The sequence below is a fragment of the Polaromonas sp. genome (assembly GCF_041689105.1).
Classification (GTDB): Bacteria; Pseudomonadota; Gammaproteobacteria; order Burkholderiales; family Burkholderiaceae_C; genus Polaromonas.
The window spans coordinates 1-17,291 of the sequence record NZ_JBDNGU010000091.1 but is presented as its reverse complement, the minus strand read 5'-3'; the positions used below and the strand labels follow the sequence as shown (position 1 = coordinate 17,291).

The window sequence follows — 17,291 nt, the reverse complement described above, 5'->3', positions numbered from 1 at the left end:
ACGCCCCAAGCCCGACAGGCTCCCAGGACCATCCTCCCTGATTGGCCAATGAACAGGTTTATTTGCGGCTTGTTTGGGCGATCACTTCAGAGCCATGAACTTGATAATTCAGAGGACAGGGCGCTTGTTGCGCCTGGCGCTCCGGAGCATTGATGGCGGAAGAAAGTGATCTCGAAAAAACCGAACCCGCCTCACCCAGGCGGCTCGAAAAGGCGCATGAGGAAGGCCAGGTTGCACGCTCGCGCGAACTGGTGACCTTTGTGATGTTGACCACCGGCGTTGCTGCGCTGTGGACCATGGGCGAGATGATGGGCGTGCATTTTGCCAACGCCATGCGCAACGGCCTGCAGTTTGAGCGGGCCTCCGCGTTCGATGCGTCGCACATGATGGTGCAGGCCGGAACGGCGTTGCTCCACGCGCTGCAGGCGCTGATGCCGCTGCTGGTGATGCTGCTGGTGGCTGCGCTGGTGGCACCCATGCTGCTGGGTGGCTGGCTGCTTTCCGGCAAGGCGCTGCTGCCCAAATTTTCCAAGCTCAACCCGGTGGCCGGTCTGGCCCGGATGTTTTCTGCCGAAGCGTTGGCGGAGCTGGTCAAAACCCTGGTCAAGTCCGTGCTCATCGGTGGTATTGCCTGGTGGGTGCTCTCCGGCAAGTTGCCGACCATCATGGGTCTCATGAGCGAGCCGGTGAACTCGGCCCTGCCGCACACCCTGCGGCTGGTGGCGGTCTCCTGCGCGCTGATCATTGCTTCGCTGCTGCTGGTGGCGGGCATTGACGTGCCCTACCAGTTGTGGAGCCATGCCCGCAAACTGCGCATGTCGCGCGAGGACTTGCGCCAGGAGCAGAAGGAAAGCGATGGCGATCCCCTGCTCAAGGCCCAGATCCGGCGCCAGCAGCAGCAGATGGCCAAACGCCGCATGATGGCCGAAGTCCCCAAGGCCGACATCATCGTCACCAACCCGACGCATTACGCCGTGGCACTCAAGTATTCCGACGGCGAAATGCGCGCGCCGCGTGTGATTGCCAAGGGGGCCGATCTGGTGGCATTGCGCATCCGTGCCATGGCGCAGGAACACAGCATTCCGGTTCTTGAAGCACCACCACTGACGCGTGCACTCTTTCGCCACACGCAACTGGGCGAGGAAATCCCGCTCACACTGTATGCGGCGGTCGCTGAAGTACTGGCTTGGGCCTATCAGCTCAAGCGCCAGTACAGCGAAGGCGGTGTCCTCCCGCGCACACCGCAGGATCTTCCCGTGCCCGCGTCTCTCGATCCCCTGGCGAACGCCGCATGACTGCTCTGCCTTACCTGATGAGCCTGCGCCGAAGCCTGCTCGTGGGCGGGGCCGGCAAGGGGCTGGTCGGGCCGGTCCTGATCATCCTGATTCTCAGCATGATGGTGTTGCCCCTGCCGCCTTTCCTGCTGGATCTGCTGTTCACCTTCAACATTGCCCTGTCCATCATGGTGCTGCTGGTCAGCATGTACACCAAAAAGGCGCTGGATTTTGCGGCTTTCCCCGCCGTGCTGCTGTTCACCACCTTGCTTCGGCTGTCACTCAATGTGGCCTCCACGCGGGTGGTGCTGATGGAAGGGCACACCGGCCCGGACGCTGCCGGCAAGGTGATCGAAGCTTTCGGTCATTTTCTGGTCGGGGGCAATTTTGCCGTCGGCGTCATGGTGTTCATCATCCTGGTGGTGATCAATTTCATGGTCATCACCAAGGGCGCCGGCAGGATCGCGGAAGTCGGTGCCCGCTTCACGCTGGACGCGATGCCGGGCAAGCAGATGGCCATCGATGCAGACCTCAACGCTGGCCTGATTGGCGAAGACGTGGCCCGCAAACGCCGCGCTGAAGTGGCGCAGGAGGCCGACTTCTACGGCTCCATGGATGGTGCGAGCAAGTTTGTGCGCGGCGACGCCGTCGCCGGCCTGCTGATCCTGGTGATCAACATCATCGGCGGCTTGATCGTCGGCATGGCCCAGCACGATCTCGGGTTTTCCGAGGCGGCCACAACCTATACCCTGCTGGCGATTGGCGACGGCCTGGTCGCGCAAATTCCCGCGCTCGTGGTCTCCACGGCCGCCGGTGTGATCGTTTCGCGCGTCACCACCGACGAGGACGTGGGTGGGCAACTCACTGGCCAGCTTTTTGCCAATCCGCAAGTTCTGTTCCTGACGGCCGGCGTCATTGGCCTGATGGGGCTGATCCCGGGCATGCCGAACCTGGCGTTTTTGATCATTGCTGGCGGCCTGATCTGGTTTGGCCGGCGCGTCATGAATGGAAAAACTGGAGCCACAGATGCTGCGGCGTCCGCGCCACCGCCTGCGCCAGCGGCAGCAGCAGCGGAGTCGCTGGAGGCCAGCTGGGAAGACGTCACCCTGGTCGATCCGCTCGGGCTGGAAGTGGGCTACCGGTTGATTTCCCTGGTGGACAGTGCGCAAAACGGCGAGTTGTTGGGACGCATCAAAAGTATCCGCAAGAAGTTTGCGCAGGACATCGGGTTTCTGGTGCCTGTGGTGCATATCCGCGACAACCTCGAAATCAAGCCCAACGCCTATGTCATCAAGCTCAAGGGTGTCCAGATCGGGCAGGGCGAGGCCTCGCCCGGCCAGTGGATGGCCATCAACCCGGGGCAGGTCAGCGCGACATTGCCTGGAACACAGACCCAGGATCCGGCGTTCGGTTTGCCAGCCATCTGGATCGATGCGAGCCTGCGCGAGCAGGCGCAAATCTACGGCTACACCGTGGTGGATGCGAGCACAGTGGTGGCGACCCACCTGAACCACCTGATTCATGCCCACGCAGCGGAACTGCTGGGACGCCAGGAAGTCCAGCAACTGCTGGACCGTATTGGCAAGGAGTCGCCGATGCTGATCGAGGGTCTGGTGCCCAAAACCCTGTCGCTCACGACCGTACAGAAAGTTCTGCAGAACCTGCTCGATGAGGGCGTGTCGATCCGGGACATGCGCACGATTCTTGATGTGCTTGCAGAAAATGCCCCCAGCGTCACTGACACCACGGAGTTGACGTCGCTGATCCGGCTCGCGCTGGGGCGGGCCATTGTGCAACAGATTTTTCCGGGCAACGAAGAGCTGCAGATCATCGGGCTCGACGGCTCGCTCGACCGCGTGTTGCTGCAGGCCCTGACCAATAGCAACGGGCTCGAGCCCGGCCTGGCCGACAGCCTGCTGCGAGAAGCACAGACGGCCATGGCGCGCCAAACTCAGCTGGGCTTGGCGTCCGTCCTGGTGGTTCAGCACCCGCTGCGTGTCTTGCTGTCCCGCTTCCTGCGCCGCAGCCTGCCGCAGCTCAAGGTGTTGTCGCACGCTGAGATACCCGACACCCGAACCATCAAAGTCACCAGCACCATCGGAGGAAAAGCTTGAATACCAACATGGAAGCCAATACAACCAGCTGCAGGGTGGTCGCACCCTCCAGCCGGGAAGCACTCCGCCTTGTGCGGGAAAAACTCGGTCCTGATGCCATCGTGCTGTCGAACAAGGTAACCGCCCAGGGGGTTGAAATCGTGGCTGCTCTGGAGGAGGCCGTGACCGCCGTGGCGCTCACGGCGACACAGGCGGCTGTGTCCACGCCTGCACCCACCGCCAGTTTCACGTTGCCGGAAGCTGCCAGCGGCGGCGCTGCCGTCCTGCGGGAAATCCACTCCATGCGCGGCATGATCGAAGAGCAGTTGGCCGGCATTGCGTGGAGCAGCGCCCAGAGGCGCGACCCGGTGCGCGGCCACCTGCTGCGCACGCTGCTCGGGGCAGGCTTCAGCGCCCGCCTGTCCAAGGATCTCCTGGTTGACCTGCCGACGGGTCAGAGTTATTCCGGCGGCCTGGCGTATGTCAAGGCAGCGCTTGCGCGCCAGTTGCCCGTGCTGGAAAATGAAGACGCGCTGATGGACGAAGGCGGCGTGTATGCCCTGATGGGGCCGACCGGTGTCGGAAAGACGACCACCACCGCCAAGCTGGCTGCGCGCTGTGTGATGCGTTTCGGCCCGGAAAAGCTGGCGTTGGTCACCACAGACAGTTACAGGGTAGGTGCCTACGAGCAACTGCGCATCTACGGCCAGATCCTGGGTGTCTCGGTGCATGCCGTCAAGGATGCCGCAGACCTGGAGCTGGTGCTGGCAGAGTTGCGCGACAAACACATGGTGCTGATCGACACGGTCGGCATGAGTCAGCGCGACCGGGCCGTCACGGACCAGATCGCCATGTTGTGCAGTGCCAGCCGCCCGGTCAGGCGCTTGCTGCTGCTCAATGCCTGCAGTCATGGCGACACCCTCAATGAAGTGGTACAGGCGTACCGGCATGGCGGACAGGATGCGGGCACGCAGGACCTGGTGGGCTGCATTTTCACCAAGGTGGATGAGGCGACACATCCGGGCGCACTGCTGGACATGGCGATTCGCCACCAGTTGCCGGTGCACTATGTTTCCAGTGGCCAGAAAGTGCCGGAGCACCTGGCGCTGGGCGACCGCCAACTGCTGGTTGACAGCGTGTTCCAGGCGCGCAGCGCCAGCGCGCTGTTTGTGCCCGGCGAGGCCGACCTGGACGAACGGCCAGCGGCGCTGCGCAACGACCCGGAACTGCGGGCTGCCGAGGCGGTCAGCGAGCGCCTGCGCGCCCGCTGCCAGCAACTGATCCGTGCGTTGACCCACAATGCCCAGGAGTTGGCCTCCAGTGCCGCCGCATTATCCGGCGGCCGAATTGGTTTTGACGAAACACGGTCGCTCTGGCGTCAGCTTCAGAACGATACAGCCGGAATCGCAGGGGCGCTGCAGTCGCTGGCTTGTGCGGAAATCGCGGCTGGTTGCGGGCGCCACGTGTTGCTGCTGGACGGCGAGACCAGCCTGGCCAGCGAAAAAGAAGCGGAAGTGGTGGCCCATCGAAGTGCCGTGCTGTTGTCGGATCGCACGGGCTTGCCGGTTGCTGCCTGGCACGATGGGCCGACCGCTGCTGGGCCGACCGGATCAACCGCGCAACGCGACTTCCCGAAGCCGGCTGTGCATCTTCTGGCGTGTATGCCGGAAGCGGTATTGATCGATCAGTGGCAAACCGCCGCCCACCGCTGGGCAGCCTGCGCGAAGGCCAGCCTGCGCGTCACTGCGGTTGACGGCAGCTTCACGGACACGCTGGGCAAGCTGACTGCCGTCCTGCCATTCGGCGAGGCGCAAGCCATCACCTTCCGGGGAAAAGCTGCGCTGGTTTCGGTCGCCGACGTGATGGTCAGCCTGCGCCCGTACGTGAAGAGCGGCACTTGCGCCCGCGTGGCCCCGCTTCGCTGTGTCATCAGGCGCGTGGTGGACGCGGCCAGCGGCAGGCCCATGACACACAGCTACCTGGTCGCCAGCGCCGGAATCCACGCCACGGCGCAACAGATGTCGCAGTGGCCGGCCTGGCGGGCTGCCGCCGAGCCTTATTTCAGGCTGCTGGGCCAGGCCCATGCACAGCTTGCGGACGGAGCGCCTTCCGGTGAGAGGGCCTGCCTGCAGCGGGCGTGGGTGGCAGGGCAGGTTTGCACCACGGTGCTGCGCTTGCAGCAGGCGTCGCTGCCTTGGGCGAAAACCGCGCGAGAGGTGTTGACGCAACTGGCAGGACGTGCCGTTCGCGGTGGGCGACCGGTTCCAGGTCCTGTGCTGCTTGAAGGCCTGGATAAATTTCTGGTGCTGCTGGAAGCGCTCGAGACCGATGTTGCGACAGCTTCACCGAGGCCGCTGCGGGCAGCGGCCCACAGTTGAGGCGCAAGGCGTGAAGGCAGCAGTGAACGACCAGGCCGCCGGCTTGCGACGCCTGATGGCCGTCAGCCCGGGCAGGCGGGTGGCCGTGGTCGGCTGCGAACACGCGGGCGTTGCCATGGTCACCCGCAACCTCGCTGCGGCGCTGGTGCAGGCGGGCAAGGATGTGCTGCTGTTCGACGAGCACGGCAATGTCCAGACTCCCGGGGTGCAAGGCGCGGGCAGGGTTGTGCTGATCCATGCGGCGCTGGACGGGGACGGGGCCTTGACGCCGCTGGCGGCCCAGTCCGACCATATTCTGGTGGTGCTCCAGGCCCAGGCGGCTTCCATCAAGGCGTCTTATGCCTGCATCAAAAGACTGCATAGTGCGCATGCGCTCGAGCGCATGCGGGTGCTGGTGGATGGCGCTGCCGATGCCGCCGATGCGCAGCGCATCCTCGCCAATCTTGCCGATACCGGCCGACGCTACCTGTCGCTGGCACTGGAGCCTGCTGGCTGGGTCAGAGCAGATCCGCACCTGGCCCGTTCGCAGCGGCTCAATGTCACAGTGGTTGACGCGTTCAGCAGCAGCTTGGCAGCCATGGACTACCGGCAAGTGGCCACGGGCTTGCTCCAGTGGCCGCAACCCCGAACCAACAACCAGAGCGACGCGCAGCGCACCGCCGCAGCCGTGGACCCGCGATGGGCCTGCGAGCCCGTTTTGCACTGACCCCCGCCGCGAAAGTTCAACGCGCCGACTATCAAGAAAGCAGGAGTAGCCTTCTATGTATACATCTCAGGGAAAGATGGCCAGGCCAGAGCCGACCGATCTGCTCAAGGAATATGCGCCGCTGGTGCGGCGCCTGGCCTTGCAGCTGATTGCCAAGCTGCCAGCCAGTGTCGATCTTGACGACCTGATTCAGGCGGGCATGATGGGCTTGCTCGACGCAGGCGTCCGTTATCAGGATGACCAGGGCGCAAAGTTCGAAACCTATGCCAGCCAGCGCATACGCGGCGCCATGCTGGACGAGCTGCGCGCCAATGACTGGGTGTCGCGTGGTCTGCGGCAATCGTCGCGCAGCGTTGCCAAAGCGGTGCATGCCCAGGAGCAAAAGCTGGGACGCGCGCCGAACGAAGGGGAGATCGCCCAGGAGCTGCAACTGCCTCTGGCAGCCTACCAGCATCTGCTGCAGGAGATTCACGGCTGCCAGCTGGTTTATTACGAGGACTTTGACCGCAACGAACAGGAAAACAGTTTTCTGGACCGGCAGGCCCGTGGCGAGAGCGATGTCCCGGGTCACAGCGATGGCCCGCTGGATCAGCTGCTCGAGAGCGGCTTGCGGGACCGGCTGGTCGAGGCGATTGAAGCAATCCCCGAGCGGGAACGTTTGTTGCTCAGTCTTTATTATGAGCAGGAGCTCAATCTGCGTGAAATTGGCGCGGTGATGGAAGTCAGTCAGTCGCGTGTCTGCCAGTTGCACAGTCAGGCCATCAATCGCCTGCGTGCCCTGATGGTCGAACACCTGTAAAAGCCTGGCACGGCGGCATCACATCCTTGTCGGGCTTTTGGGGACCGCTCGCGGCCCTTGGCGAAAAGCTTGCTAACCGCGATGGCCCGGGCGTTGTACGTTTTTACATTCAATCATCTGGATAAGCGGCAATTTGTGGGTGGGAGCTGGCCGAAGAGGCACTTAGCTACGCGAATGTCCCCGCAGCCTGCGGCCTCCTTCCTGATTTCGCTACGCGGAGCGTCCCGCCGGCCCGGTCGCGGCGGGTAGGCGCTTGCCTGGTAAAGACCAAGACGCCCGCCGCCAAAGAGCTTGGGTGAGCGGCGCAGCGAAGTCAAGGAGGAGGAACAGGCGTAGCCTGTTCCGGGGGTCATGAGCGCAGTCGCTCACCCAAGCTCTTTGGCTTGCCACTGTCGCAACCTGATTTCTTGTCTTTCGAAGGCAAGCTGGTATCAAAGGGCCTTAACGGGCCTGAGCCGGCCTAACCGACCGCAAGCCGGTTACCACTGGCGGCGCCCGCATGGTGGCTGCCGTCCGCTCCGTACAGCGGCTGGCCCTTGGCCTGCAGAAAGCTGATGGATTGCCGCGTGAAATCAAGATGGGTGTGAATCATCACGCCATTGCGGTGATTGTTTTCGCGGGCCAGCGCCGCCCGCGCCAGCAAGCCGGACCAGGCTTGTTCCAGGGCTGGCCCGCCGCTTGCAACGCAAGCTTGCGCGCCGGTGCGGCCGGCCGGGTAACCCATGGCCAGTTGTTCCTTCTCCCGCTGGCTGTTCAACTCCGCGATCCGATCGGCCAGTTGCGACTTGCGCTGCGCCAGCATTGGCAGCGCAGCGAAGTCGCCGCCGGTCATGGCTTGCGCTTCCAGTTCCAGAAACTCAAGGAATTCGCCGGTCGCGGCGTATTCCCGGCTCAGATGGGCGAGGAGTTGGGTGCTCATGGGCTCTTCGTGTTCAGCAGGTCGCGCACGGAAGCCAGCAGACCGTCGGCAATTTTGGTGGTATCTACCTGATAGCGGCCGGCACTGATGCTTTCGCGGATTTCAGCGACGCGGGCGGCATCGAAATCTCCGTTGGCGGAGGGCAGCAGCGGTGTGGGCGAAAGCAGCCGCGCCTGACTGGCTGCGGCGGCTGCCACGGGCGCTGACGGCGCATTCACGCCGCTCCTGCTGGAAGCCGGGATGCCTTGCGTATTTTTCAGGAAGGAAACGTTTTGATCGATTTTCATGATGTGTTCCTTAAAGGATCTCACCGGTATAACGGCAGCCTGTCCCGAAACTTTAGGGCTATCGGAGCCAGAGACTGAAAAAAAATCAGGGAAATCGCTCGACGATGCCGTTCGGTCGGACGATACCACCGAGCAACTGACCACCCTGCAATTTGACCTGCACCATGGCGCCCAGCGCTGCATCAGTCATGGCTTTGCCTTCGGCGCTGACCACAAATCCGGCTCCCCGGGAAAGCACTTTAATGCTTTGTCCCTGGTGCACGGTCACCACACCGCGCAAGAGCTCCCGGCGGATCGGGGCCCCGGCAGCGATTGAGTTCGAAGCCGTCATGCCGAGCAGTTGGGACGGGTCAGTCACAACGCTGGCCGGCAGGGCCGTCAGGTCTCCTTCACGCACAGAAGTATCGGCAGGCTCCAGGGTCTGGCCCGCGCTGATGGCTCGCGCGGCTATATGGTAGCTGCCCACCACTGCAATGTAGGCCGGCAAATAGCGGGTCCAGGGCTGGTCCGATATGCAGCGTACGCCTACCGATACACGCCCCCACGGACGGGCCCGGGCCGGCAAGAAGGGCTCAAGCAGCTCACAGGGCGGCAAGGCACCTGACCTGGGTGTGTCGATGCTGATGCTGACTTTGCCTGGAAGGCCCGAAGTCTGATTGGTCAGGAATTGCTCAATCACGGGCCGGGCGCTTCCAGCAAGCGGTGTCGGCAAGCGCCCCTCGCCACTGGCCGGCGTACTGATAGCCGCAAGAGCGAGCAGCAGCAGTGTGGCGATCTGCGGCACGGCCCACGATGCGCGGCTGCGTGTGGTTGGAGCGGCGGGTGACAGCGCGCGCAGGAGTTTTTTATGGAGCATGCAAACATTCTAGGGACCGTGGTGGGCCTGCAAATGCCTGAAATGCGATGCCATTCGCATGCTGTTGAGTCAATTGGTTTTTCCATGCTGCGCACATCGCAAGAAAAATTGAATTGACCGCTGAAAACCCGTCTGTTTCGGCGATTGCCGACCATGGCTTTGCACAATAATTTTTCATCAGAGCCGCCTGGGTGTCCAGGTGATTCCACTTCAAATGATGGGGAAATAAATGATCGACAAGCTGGATGCATCGCTGCGCTTCCACCAGGAGGCCCTCAACCTGCGCGCCAGGCGGCAGGAGGTTTTGTCGGCCAACATTGCGCATGCGGACACGCCTGATTTCAAGGCACGCGACTTCGATTTCAGCAGCGCGCTGGCGCAGGCTGTCGATCGCGGCAGGCAGACCCAGTCACTGTCGATGACGGCAACCTCATCGCAGCACCTGTCCGGCTCGGGGCAATCCAGTGTGGAGACTGAACTCATGTACCGCACGCCTAGCCAATCAAGCCTCGACGGCAACACGGTGGAGATGGATGTCGAACGCGTCAACTTTGCCGACAACGCCATGCGCTACGAATTCAACCTGACCCGGATCAGCGGGCAGATCAAAACCATGATGGCCGCCATTCAGGGATAAGGAGTCCAGCACATGTCAATGCTCAATATCTTCAACATCACCAGTTCCGCCATGACGGCGCAATCGCAACGCATGAACACCACCGCCAGCAACCTGGCCAATGCGGACAGTACATCAGGCCCGGATGGCTTGCCCTACCGTGCACGTCAGGTGGTGTTTGAGACAGCGCCTTCTGACGGGCAGGCTATCGGTGGGGTCAGGGTGGCACGGATCGTCGAGGATCCGTCGCCCCTGCGCATGGTGCATGACCCTAAAAATCCGCTGGCCAACGAGGAGGGCTACGTCACCATGCCCAACGTCAATGTGGTTGAAGAGATGGTCAACATGATTTCGGCTTCACGCTCCTACCAGGCCAACGTCGAGGTGCTCAACACGGCCAAGTCGCTGATGCTGAAAACCCTGACCATCGGTCAGTAAGCCAGCGCCCGAACAACTTCCGGATCAAAGGACAAACGCACATGGCCGTTTCCGCAATCTCCGCAACCGACAGTACCGGCGCGCTTGGCGCGCTGGCACCAACCGCCACCGGCGCAGACAGTGAACAACGCTTTCTCAAGTTGCTGGTCACGCAACTCAATAACCAGGACCCACTCAATCCCCTGGACAACGCCCAGCTGACATCGCAGCTCGCACAGATGAGCACAGTCAGCGGGATTGAAAAACTCAACAGCGCCTTTCAGTCGCTGCTCGCACAAAGCGGATCCAGTCAGGTGCTGCAATCGGCCGCACTGATCGGCCGCACAGTGCTCGTGGCGGGCAACGACCTGGCGTTCAAGCAAGGCACTGACACGTCGTTTGCCATTGACATGGCGGTACCTGCCGATGCAGTCAAGGTAACCATCGCCGATGGCGCGGGCAAGACCCTTCGCAGCTACGACGTGGGTGCCTTGCCCCAAGGGGTGAAGACACTTTCCTGGGACGGAAAAACGGACAGCGGCACGTTGGTGGCCGATGGTTCTTACACCGTCAATGTTGCCGCTTCCAGTGGCGGCAAATCAGTGGCGGCAAATGCGCTGACCTCTGCAAGCGTCGTCAGTGTGGCGCAGGGCCCGTATGGCGTTTCTCTCGATCTGGGGGCCAGCCGGAAGGTCAGCCTCAGTAACGTCCGGCTGATTTTCTGAGTCAGGTCCAGAGCCGGCCGTCTTTCCTGTTTCATCATTAATTTCAACAAGGACACATCATGGGTTTCGCACAAGGAGTTAGCGGCTTGAATGCAGCAGCCAGTAATCTCGACATCATTGGCAACAACATTGCCAACTCGGGCACCATTGGATACAAGTCGGGCACCGTGCAGTTTTCCGACGTTTACGCGGGCTCGAAGGCCGGGTTGGGGACCAAAGTGTCCAGCGTGTCCCAGAATTTCAGCTCAGGCTCGGTGCAAAGCAGCAGCCGTGCGCTGGATGTGGCCATCGTCGACGGCGACGGGTTCTTCCGGATGGCCAGTGCTGGCGGTGACATTAGCTATGGACGTAACGGCCAGTTCGATGTCGACAAGGACGGCTTTGTCGTCAATGCGGGCGGGTTGCGTTTGACGGGCTTCCAGGTGGGCGCCAACGGGGAGGTTGCTGGAGGCAGCCCAACACCCCTGCAATTGAATACTGGCGCCATGCCGCCCAAAGCCAGCACAAGCATTGTTTCCAAGTTCAATTTGGACTCCCGCGAAACTACCCCGACGGTTGCGCCATTCGATGCCAACAACTCGGCAAGTTACAACTTCTCAAACACGGCCACAGTCTTTGACTCTCTGGGCAATTCGCACCAGCTGTCTACCTACTTCGTCAAGACGGGCGTTAACGCCTGGAGCTCTTACGGGACTGCCGATGGCTACCCGCTGACGGCGACCGGCGCCATGGTGGCACCACCTACGGCTGCCGGTCCACCGACTGTTGCCAACAGCGTGGCGCTGACTGACGGCAATATGGGGTTCGACGTCAATGGCTTGTTGACCGCTGAAGCGCCCAGCACACTGGCGGGCGGCAAGATGTCCTTTGCCGGGCTGGATTTTGCCAACGGGTCCAATCCAATGGCTTTCACGGCCGACGTCACCGGTACCACCCAATTCGGTGTTTCCAACGATGTCAAGAAGCTGACCCAGGATGGTTTCAAGGCGGGCCAGCTGAGCTCGTATGCCATCAACGGGGACGGCACCGTAACAGGCAAGTACACCAACGAGCAGAGTAAAAACCTTGGACAGATTGTTTTGTCGTCTTTCATCAATCCGGGCGGCTTGCAGCCCAAGGGTGACAACGTCTGGGCTGAGACGGCCGCATCGGGCCAGCCTCTGACAGGCGCACCGGGCGCCGGTACCAAGCTGGGTTCGCTGGTCGGAGGTGCCCTGGAGCAGTCCAACGTTGACCTGACGGCCGAACTGGTCAATCTGATCATTGCCCAACGCACCTACCAGGCGAACGCACAGACCGTCAAGACGCAGGACCAGGTGGTGCAGGCCCTGATGCAAATGCGTTGATGTCGGCCCTGCGCAGCACTTGACAAACAAGGAGTAAATCATGGACCGGATGATCTACATAGGCATGGGCGGAGCAAAGCAGGCCATGGAACAACAGGCCTCAGTGGCCAACAACATGGCCAACGCATCGACGCCCGGTTTTCGCGCTCAGATCAACATGGCACGTGCTGTGCCGTTGGTCGGCGAAGAAGCCGGAACGCGCGTCATGGTGGTATCGATGACGCCAGGTGCCAATTTGCGCTCTGGCCCCATGACGCAAACAGGTCGCCCGCTGGATGTCGCCATCCGTGGTGAGGGCTGGCTGGCCGTGCAGATGCCGGATGGCGGCGAAGCCTTCACCCGCGTGGGCAATCTGCAACTCGGCGCTGAAGGACGGCTGCTGACCATGGACTCCCTGCCGCTGCTCGGCGATGCAGGCCCTTTGGTGGTGCCGCCCGGCTCATCGCTGACGGTGGCCGCTGATGGCGTGGTGTCGGCGCTCGGTGCCGGTGATCCGGCGGTGGGTATGGCGCAAGTGGGGCGCCTCAAACTGGTCAATCCTGATGCCAGAGACCTGGTGCGCGGTGACGATGGCCTTTTCCGCATGCGGGCCGGCCTGCCCGCTCCCCAGGCCGACCCGAATGTGAAATTACTGACCGGCGCGATTGAGGGTAGCAACGTTAATGCCGTGGAGGTCATGGTGGACATGATTGCCAATGCCAGGCGTTTCGAAATGCAGATGAAGACGGTGCAGACGGCCGAAAGCAACGATCAGCAGGCCAATAAATTGCTGTCCAACAGCTAGCGGATTCGCCAGTGATCAACCCCTCCCGATTTGACATCAACACGGCTGCGGCCATATCCCAGGAGATTTACCCATGATTCGTTCCCTTGCCATTGCCAAGACAGGTCTGGATGCCCAGCAGATGCAGCTCGACGTTGTCACCAATAACCTGGCCAACGTGGGCACAACAGGCTTCAAGCGCAGCCGTGCCGTGTTCGAGGATCTGATGTATCAGAACCTCCGGCAAAGTGGCGGCCAGACATCCGACCAGACCCGCATGCCGTCCGGTCTGCAACTGGGAACCGGCGTACGCGTCGTGGCCACCGAGCGTATTCATACCCAGGGCAACCCGACAAAAACGGAGAACCCGAAAGATGTTGCGATCAATGGTGGCGGTTTCTTTCAGGTGTTGATGCCCGACGGCACAACTGCATACACCCGAGACGGTTCCTTCCAGTCCGACCAGAGCGGGCAACTGGTCACGGCCAGCGGCTACCCCCTGCAGCCGGCCATCACGCTACCGCAGAACACGACAAGCATGACCATAGGGCGCGACGGCACGGTGTCTGCCACCCAGGCCGGCAGCACGGCCAGCGTACAGATCGGGCAGATCCAGCTGGCCACTTTTCTGAATCCAGCCGGCCTGCAGAGCAACGGCGAGAACCTGTATGTGGCCACCGATGCGTCTGGGGGTGCCAACGAGTCGGCGCCAGGACAGAATGGTGCCGGCATCCTCAATCAGGGGTATGTCGAGTCGTCGAACGTCAACGTCGTTGAGGAACTGGTCAATATGATCCAGACCCAACGCGCGTATGAAATCAACAGCAAGGCCGTACAGACCTCCGATCAGATGCTCGCGCGCCTGGCACAGCTGTGATGCCCCGGTTGTCATCCCGCCACATGCTGGCCTGGCAGCTTTTGGCAGCGGTCCTGCTGCTGGGCGGCTGTGCGCAGATCCCACGTGAGCCGCTGGTGCATCAGCCCATGAGCTTGCGCGCCGATGCGCAGGTTCGACCGGCTCCGCCGGTCAACGGAGCAATTTACCGAACCGGCTTCGGCGCGCAGGCCCTGTTCGAAGACCGACGGCCGCGTTACGTGGGCGACATCCTGACCGTGCTGGTCAGCGAAAACGTCAATGCCACCAAGAGCTCGGCAGCCAACGCCAGCCGCAGCGGCAGCGCCAGCGCCGAGTTGGGCCTGATTCCCAAGATATTCGGTGGTCTGATTTCCAGCGCGCAAGACGCCAATGCGGGTGGAAAAAACATCATGAGCGCAAAAGGCGGCGCCAATGCCGCCAACACCTTCAATGGCGTGATCACCGTCACGGTGATCGAAGTGCTGCCCAACGGCAACCTGATCGTCAGCGGAGAAAAGCAGATGTTGATCAACCAGGGCACCGAGTTCATCCGCTTTTCCGGTGTGGTGAACCCGCGCACGGTCAGCGCCAACAACACTGTGCCGTCCACCCAGGTGGCAGACGCCCGCATCGAATACAGCGCCAAGGGCTACATCGACGAAGCCCAGACCATGGGCTGGCTCCAGCGTATTTTCCTCAACGTACTGCCGTTCTAGCGATAGCCATGACAATCTCGTACCCACATTTTTATAGCAAGGCGCTACGGCCTGCCGCCTCATCCGGTATCAAGCTGGCCCTTCTGCTGGCCTCCTTGCTGGCCATGCCCGTGTACGCGGAAAGGCTGAAAGACCTCGCCAGTATCCAGGGCGTGCGCGATAACCCATTGATCGGCTACGGACTGATGGTGGGACTTGACGGTAGTGGCGACCAGACCGCCCCGTTCACCACTCAGAGCCTGAACACCATGCTGGGGCAACTCGGCGTCACGATTCCGCAAGGCACCAATTTGCAGATCAAAAACGTCGCAGCCGTGATGGTCACGGCAGCCCTGCCAGCCTTTGTGCGGCCTGGTCAGACCATCGACATCACCGTTTCATCGCTGGGCAATGCCAAGAGCCTGCGCGGCGGTACTTTGCTCATGACGCCTCTGAAGGGCTCTGACGGTCAGGTCTACGCCCTGGCTCAGGGCAATATGGTCATCGGCGGGGCTGGCGCATCCGCAGGTGGCAGCTCGGTCAAGATCAACCAGCTCAGCGCTGGCCGGATTCCCGCCGGAGCCATTGTTGAGCGCGCGGTGGACTCTCCTCTGGGCAGTGACGGCACCATCAGGCTGGAACTCAACAAGACCGATTTCGGAACCGCTCAAAAAGCGGTCGAGGCGATCAACCGTGCCTTTGGCCCCGGCACTGCCACCGCGCTGGATGCGCGCGTGATCCAGGTGAACGCCCCTGCCAAGCCGGAGGATCGCGTCGGCTTTCTGGCGCGTATCGAAAATATTGAGGTTGCTCCGGCGCAGGGCATTGCCAAAGTTGTCATCAACGCACGCACAGGTTCGGTGGTGATGAACCAGGCCGTCCGGATTCTGGACTGTGCCGTAGCCCACGGCAACCTGACCGTGGTCATCAAGACCGAGCCCGTCGTCAGCCAGCCCAATGCGCTGGCGGGGGGCAGTACCGTCGCGGCGCAACGGTCGCAGATAGAGCTCTCCCAGAGCGGTGCTGCGCTTCAGGTCGTGCGTGGCGGAGCCTCGCTGGCCGATGTAGTCAAGGGCCTGAATGCCCTCGGTGCCAACCCCCAGGACCTGGTGTCGATTCTGCAGGCCATGAAAGCGGTCGGTGCCCTGCGCGCCGAGCTGGAAATCATTTAGGGACGGTCATGAGCAGCCCAGGATTCCCCGGTCTTACCAACATGACGCCTTCCTCCGGCGTCCTCGACCAGCGCCTGTCGCTGGACGTGCAGGGCGTCGATGCCTTGCGGCGCACAGTGCGTTCATCGCCGCAGGAGGGCATGAAGCAGGCATCCAAGCAGTTCGAGGTGATGTTCATGCAGATGGTGCTCAAGAGCATGCGGGAAGCCACCCCGTCGGACGGCATGTTCGGCAGCCAGCAGGAAAAAATGTACACCTCCATGCTGGACCAGCAGCTGGCACAAAACCTGTCCGGGCGGGGGCTGGGTCTGGCAGAGACGATGTTCGCGCAACTCAAGCGCAGCGCCGGTGGTGATGCGGCGCAGACCCAGGCGGGCGCCATTCCAGCCGACAGTCTGCCAGGCGCGCCCGCGCCCGCTGCCGCGGCTCCCAGGATGATGCCCGTCCCACAGGCGGACCGGTCTGCGTCCGTGACCAGCAGCCGGACACCGGATCTCACCTTCTACGAAACCGCAACTGCGCAGGCAAGTCTGAGCCGGAGTGCCTTGCCGCAGGCCCACGTCGAGCAGTTTGTTTCGCGCATGCTGCCCGCCGCACAACGCGCCAGCCAGGCCAGCGGGGTGCCAGCGCAACTGATCATGGCGCAGGCGGCGCTGGAGTCAGGGTGGGGACGGCGCGAGATCCGGATGGAGGATGGCAACACCAGTTTTAACGTGTTCGGCATCAAGGCCGACCGGAGCTGGAAAGGGCCGGTGGCTGAAACCGCCACCACCGAATACGTCAATGGCGTTGCGCAGAAGACCCGGGCCACCTTTCGGGCCTATGGTTCTTATGAAGAGGCTTTCACGGACTACGCGCGGTTTCTGGTCACCAACCCGCGTTATGCCAACGTGCTGGCCACGGAAAATCCGGCCGAGGCCGCACATGGTTTGCAGCGCGCGGGTTATGCGACCGATCCGGGCTATGGCGGCAAGCTGGTCCGCATCATGCAGCAGATGTCCTGAGCCCTGCATCAGACCATGGATGAAAGCATCTGGGGCGACACGCAGAAAAAATATTTCTTGCGAAGCGTCTGTACCCTAAAGTTTTTACCCCACCTGGTCGTTAACAGATACACGTACTTGTGACGACCATTTTTTTTCGGCGAGCCGTGTATCGGGCGCCATTCAACCTATCCAAGGAGTGTTCATGCACGCAGCCAGCAATCATTTCGAATCAGCAGCACCCTCACTCGCACCGCACGGCGCACCTGCCATGAAGGCGCTGGAGTTTCTGGCCTTCACGCTGGGCCAGGAAGAGTACGGCATCGATATCCAGAAAGTGCAGGAGCTGCGCGGTTATGACACCGTGACCCGCATCGCCAATGCGCCGGAGCATATCAAGGGTGTG

18 protein-coding genes are annotated in these 17,291 nt (G+C 62.0%); 15 read left to right on the top strand and 3 right to left on the bottom strand.

Annotation, left to right across the window (positions count from 1 at the left end):
• Positions 1-152: 152 nt before the first annotated feature.
• From flhB to ACESMT_RS09375, 5 genes are read left to right on the top strand one after another with little or no spacing between them, the layout of a single operon-like run.
• The gene (gene flhB, locus ACESMT_RS09395) at positions 153-1,295 is read left to right on the top strand and encodes a flagellar biosynthesis protein FlhB (RefSeq protein WP_372826310.1); all 1,143 of its coding nucleotides are present in this window, start codon (positions 153-155) and stop codon (positions 1,293-1,295) included.
• A complete protein-coding gene (gene flhA / locus ACESMT_RS09390) occupies positions 1,292-3,388 on the top strand; it encodes a flagellar biosynthesis protein FlhA (protein ID WP_372826309.1) in 2,097 nt (698 codons plus the stop codon). Before flhB ends, flhA begins: the two co-directional genes overlap by 4 nt.
• Positions 3,385-5,745 carry a flagellar biosynthesis protein FlhF gene (gene flhF / locus ACESMT_RS09385; protein ID WP_372826308.1) on the top strand — a complete coding sequence of 787 codons (2,361 nt, stop codon included), beginning with the start codon at positions 3,385-3,387 and terminating at the stop codon, positions 5,743-5,745. The genes flhA and flhF overlap by 4 nt, the downstream gene beginning before the upstream one ends.
• A gap of 10 nt (positions 5,746-5,755) precedes the next feature.
• Positions 5,756-6,451: a hypothetical protein gene (locus ACESMT_RS09380; protein WP_372826307.1), complete on the top strand. Its 696-nt coding sequence runs from the start codon at positions 5,756-5,758 to the stop codon at positions 6,449-6,451.
• 55 nt (positions 6,452-6,506) lie between these two features.
• On the top strand, positions 6,507-7,250 hold the full coding sequence (locus ACESMT_RS09375; RefSeq protein WP_372826306.1) for an RNA polymerase sigma factor FliA: 744 nt from the start codon (positions 6,507-6,509) through the stop codon (positions 7,248-7,250).
• A gap of 460 nt (positions 7,251-7,710) precedes the next feature.
• Here the strand turns inward: ACESMT_RS09375 and ACESMT_RS09370 are convergent, their stop codons facing one another.
• The 3 genes from ACESMT_RS09370 to flgA form a co-directional block, all read right to left on the bottom strand.
• On the bottom strand, positions 7,711-8,169 hold the full coding sequence (locus tag ACESMT_RS09370) for a flagella synthesis protein FlgN (RefSeq protein ID WP_372826305.1): 459 nt from the start codon (positions 8,167-8,169) through the stop codon (positions 7,711-7,713).
• Complete coding sequence (gene flgM / locus ACESMT_RS09365; RefSeq protein WP_372826304.1) at positions 8,166-8,456, bottom strand: flagellar biosynthesis anti-sigma factor FlgM; 291 nt, start codon at positions 8,454-8,456, stop codon at positions 8,166-8,168. The genes ACESMT_RS09370 and flgM overlap by 4 nt, the downstream gene beginning before the upstream one ends.
• 85 nt (positions 8,457-8,541) lie before the next feature.
• Positions 8,542-9,312 (bottom strand): flagellar basal body P-ring formation chaperone FlgA, encoded by a 771-nt coding sequence (gene flgA, locus ACESMT_RS09360; RefSeq protein WP_372826303.1) that lies wholly within the window; start codon positions 9,310-9,312, stop codon positions 8,542-8,544.
• Positions 9,313-9,541: 229 nt separating this feature from the next.
• Between flgA and flgB the strand changes: the two genes are divergently transcribed.
• From flgB to ACESMT_RS09310, 10 genes are all read left to right on the top strand, one after another.
• Positions 9,542-9,949, top strand: coding sequence for a flagellar basal body rod protein FlgB (flgB, locus tag ACESMT_RS09355; RefSeq protein ID WP_372826302.1), 408 nt, complete (start codon positions 9,542-9,544; stop codon positions 9,947-9,949).
• A 12-nt stretch (positions 9,950-9,961) separates the two neighbouring features.
• Positions 9,962-10,366 (top strand): flagellar basal body rod protein FlgC, encoded by a 405-nt coding sequence (flgC, locus tag ACESMT_RS09350; protein WP_372826301.1) that lies wholly within the window; start codon positions 9,962-9,964, stop codon positions 10,364-10,366.
• Between the two features lie 41 nt (positions 10,367-10,407).
• Complete coding sequence (locus ACESMT_RS09345) at positions 10,408-11,070, top strand: flagellar hook assembly protein FlgD (protein WP_372826300.1); 663 nt, start codon at positions 10,408-10,410, stop codon at positions 11,068-11,070.
• 59 nt (positions 11,071-11,129) lie between these two features.
• Positions 11,130-12,416 (top strand): flagellar hook protein FlgE, encoded by a 1,287-nt coding sequence (flgE, locus tag ACESMT_RS09340; protein ID WP_372826299.1) that lies wholly within the window; start codon positions 11,130-11,132, stop codon positions 12,414-12,416.
• A 40-nt stretch (positions 12,417-12,456) separates the two neighbouring features.
• A complete protein-coding gene (locus ACESMT_RS09335; protein ID WP_372826298.1) occupies positions 12,457-13,200 on the top strand; it encodes a flagellar basal body rod protein FlgF in 744 nt (247 codons plus the stop codon).
• Positions 13,201-13,273: 73 nt separating this feature from the next.
• Complete coding sequence (gene flgG, locus ACESMT_RS09330) at positions 13,274-14,056, top strand: flagellar basal-body rod protein FlgG (RefSeq protein WP_372826297.1); 783 nt, start codon at positions 13,274-13,276, stop codon at positions 14,054-14,056.
• The gene (locus ACESMT_RS09325) at positions 14,056-14,751 is read left to right on the top strand and encodes a flagellar basal body L-ring protein FlgH (protein WP_372826296.1); all 696 of its coding nucleotides are present in this window, start codon (positions 14,056-14,058) and stop codon (positions 14,749-14,751) included. The genes flgG and ACESMT_RS09325 overlap by 1 nt, the downstream gene beginning before the upstream one ends.
• Before the next feature lie 8 nt (positions 14,752-14,759).
• Positions 14,760-15,902 carry a flagellar basal body P-ring protein FlgI gene (locus ACESMT_RS09320; protein ID WP_372826295.1) on the top strand — a complete coding sequence of 381 codons (1,143 nt, stop codon included), beginning with the start codon at positions 14,760-14,762 and terminating at the stop codon, positions 15,900-15,902.
• Positions 15,903-15,943: 41 nt separating this feature from the next.
• Positions 15,944-16,906, top strand: a complete 963-nt coding sequence (gene flgJ / locus ACESMT_RS09315) for a flagellar assembly peptidoglycan hydrolase FlgJ (RefSeq protein WP_372826294.1) — start codon at positions 15,944-15,946, stop codon at positions 16,904-16,906.
• A gap of 250 nt (positions 16,907-17,156) precedes the next feature.
• Positions 17,157-17,291: chemotaxis protein CheW (locus ACESMT_RS09310; protein ID WP_372826333.1), on the top strand; the 135-nt coding region annotated here is incomplete at its 3' end.

Bases quoted from the DNA above. Each gene is read 5' to 3' on its own strand.
- flhB (WP_372826310.1), top strand. From the start codon at position 153: ATGGCGGAAGAAAGTGATCTCGAAAAAACCGAACCCGCCTCACCCAGG.
- flhA (WP_372826309.1), top strand. From the start codon at position 1,292: ATGACTGCTCTGCCTTACCTGATGAGCCTGCGCCGAAGCCTGCTCGTG.
- ACESMT_RS09375 (WP_372826306.1), top strand. From the start codon at position 6,507: ATGTATACATCTCAGGGAAAGATGGCCAGGCCAGAGCCGACCGATCTG.
- ACESMT_RS09370 (WP_372826305.1), bottom strand. From the start codon at position 8,169: ATGAGCACCCAACTCCTCGCCCATCTGAGCCGGGAATACGCCGCGACC.
- flgM (WP_372826304.1), bottom strand. From the start codon at position 8,456: ATGAAAATCGATCAAAACGTTTCCTTCCTGAAAAATACGCAAGGCATC.
- flgA (WP_372826303.1), bottom strand. From the start codon at position 9,312: ATGCTCCATAAAAAACTCCTGCGCGCGCTGTCACCCGCCGCTCCAACC.
- flgB (WP_372826302.1), top strand. From the start codon at position 9,542: ATGATCGACAAGCTGGATGCATCGCTGCGCTTCCACCAGGAGGCCCTC.
- flgC (WP_372826301.1), top strand. From the start codon at position 9,962: ATGTCAATGCTCAATATCTTCAACATCACCAGTTCCGCCATGACGGCG.
- ACESMT_RS09345 (WP_372826300.1), top strand. From the start codon at position 10,408: ATGGCCGTTTCCGCAATCTCCGCAACCGACAGTACCGGCGCGCTTGGC.
- flgE (WP_372826299.1), top strand. From the start codon at position 11,130: ATGGGTTTCGCACAAGGAGTTAGCGGCTTGAATGCAGCAGCCAGTAAT.
- ACESMT_RS09335 (WP_372826298.1), top strand. From the start codon at position 12,457: ATGGACCGGATGATCTACATAGGCATGGGCGGAGCAAAGCAGGCCATG.
- flgG (WP_372826297.1), top strand. From the start codon at position 13,274: ATGATTCGTTCCCTTGCCATTGCCAAGACAGGTCTGGATGCCCAGCAG.
- ACESMT_RS09325 (WP_372826296.1), top strand. From the start codon at position 14,056: ATGCCCCGGTTGTCATCCCGCCACATGCTGGCCTGGCAGCTTTTGGCA.
- ACESMT_RS09320 (WP_372826295.1), top strand. From the start codon at position 14,760: ATGACAATCTCGTACCCACATTTTTATAGCAAGGCGCTACGGCCTGCC.
- flgJ (WP_372826294.1), top strand. From the start codon at position 15,944: ATGACGCCTTCCTCCGGCGTCCTCGACCAGCGCCTGTCGCTGGACGTG.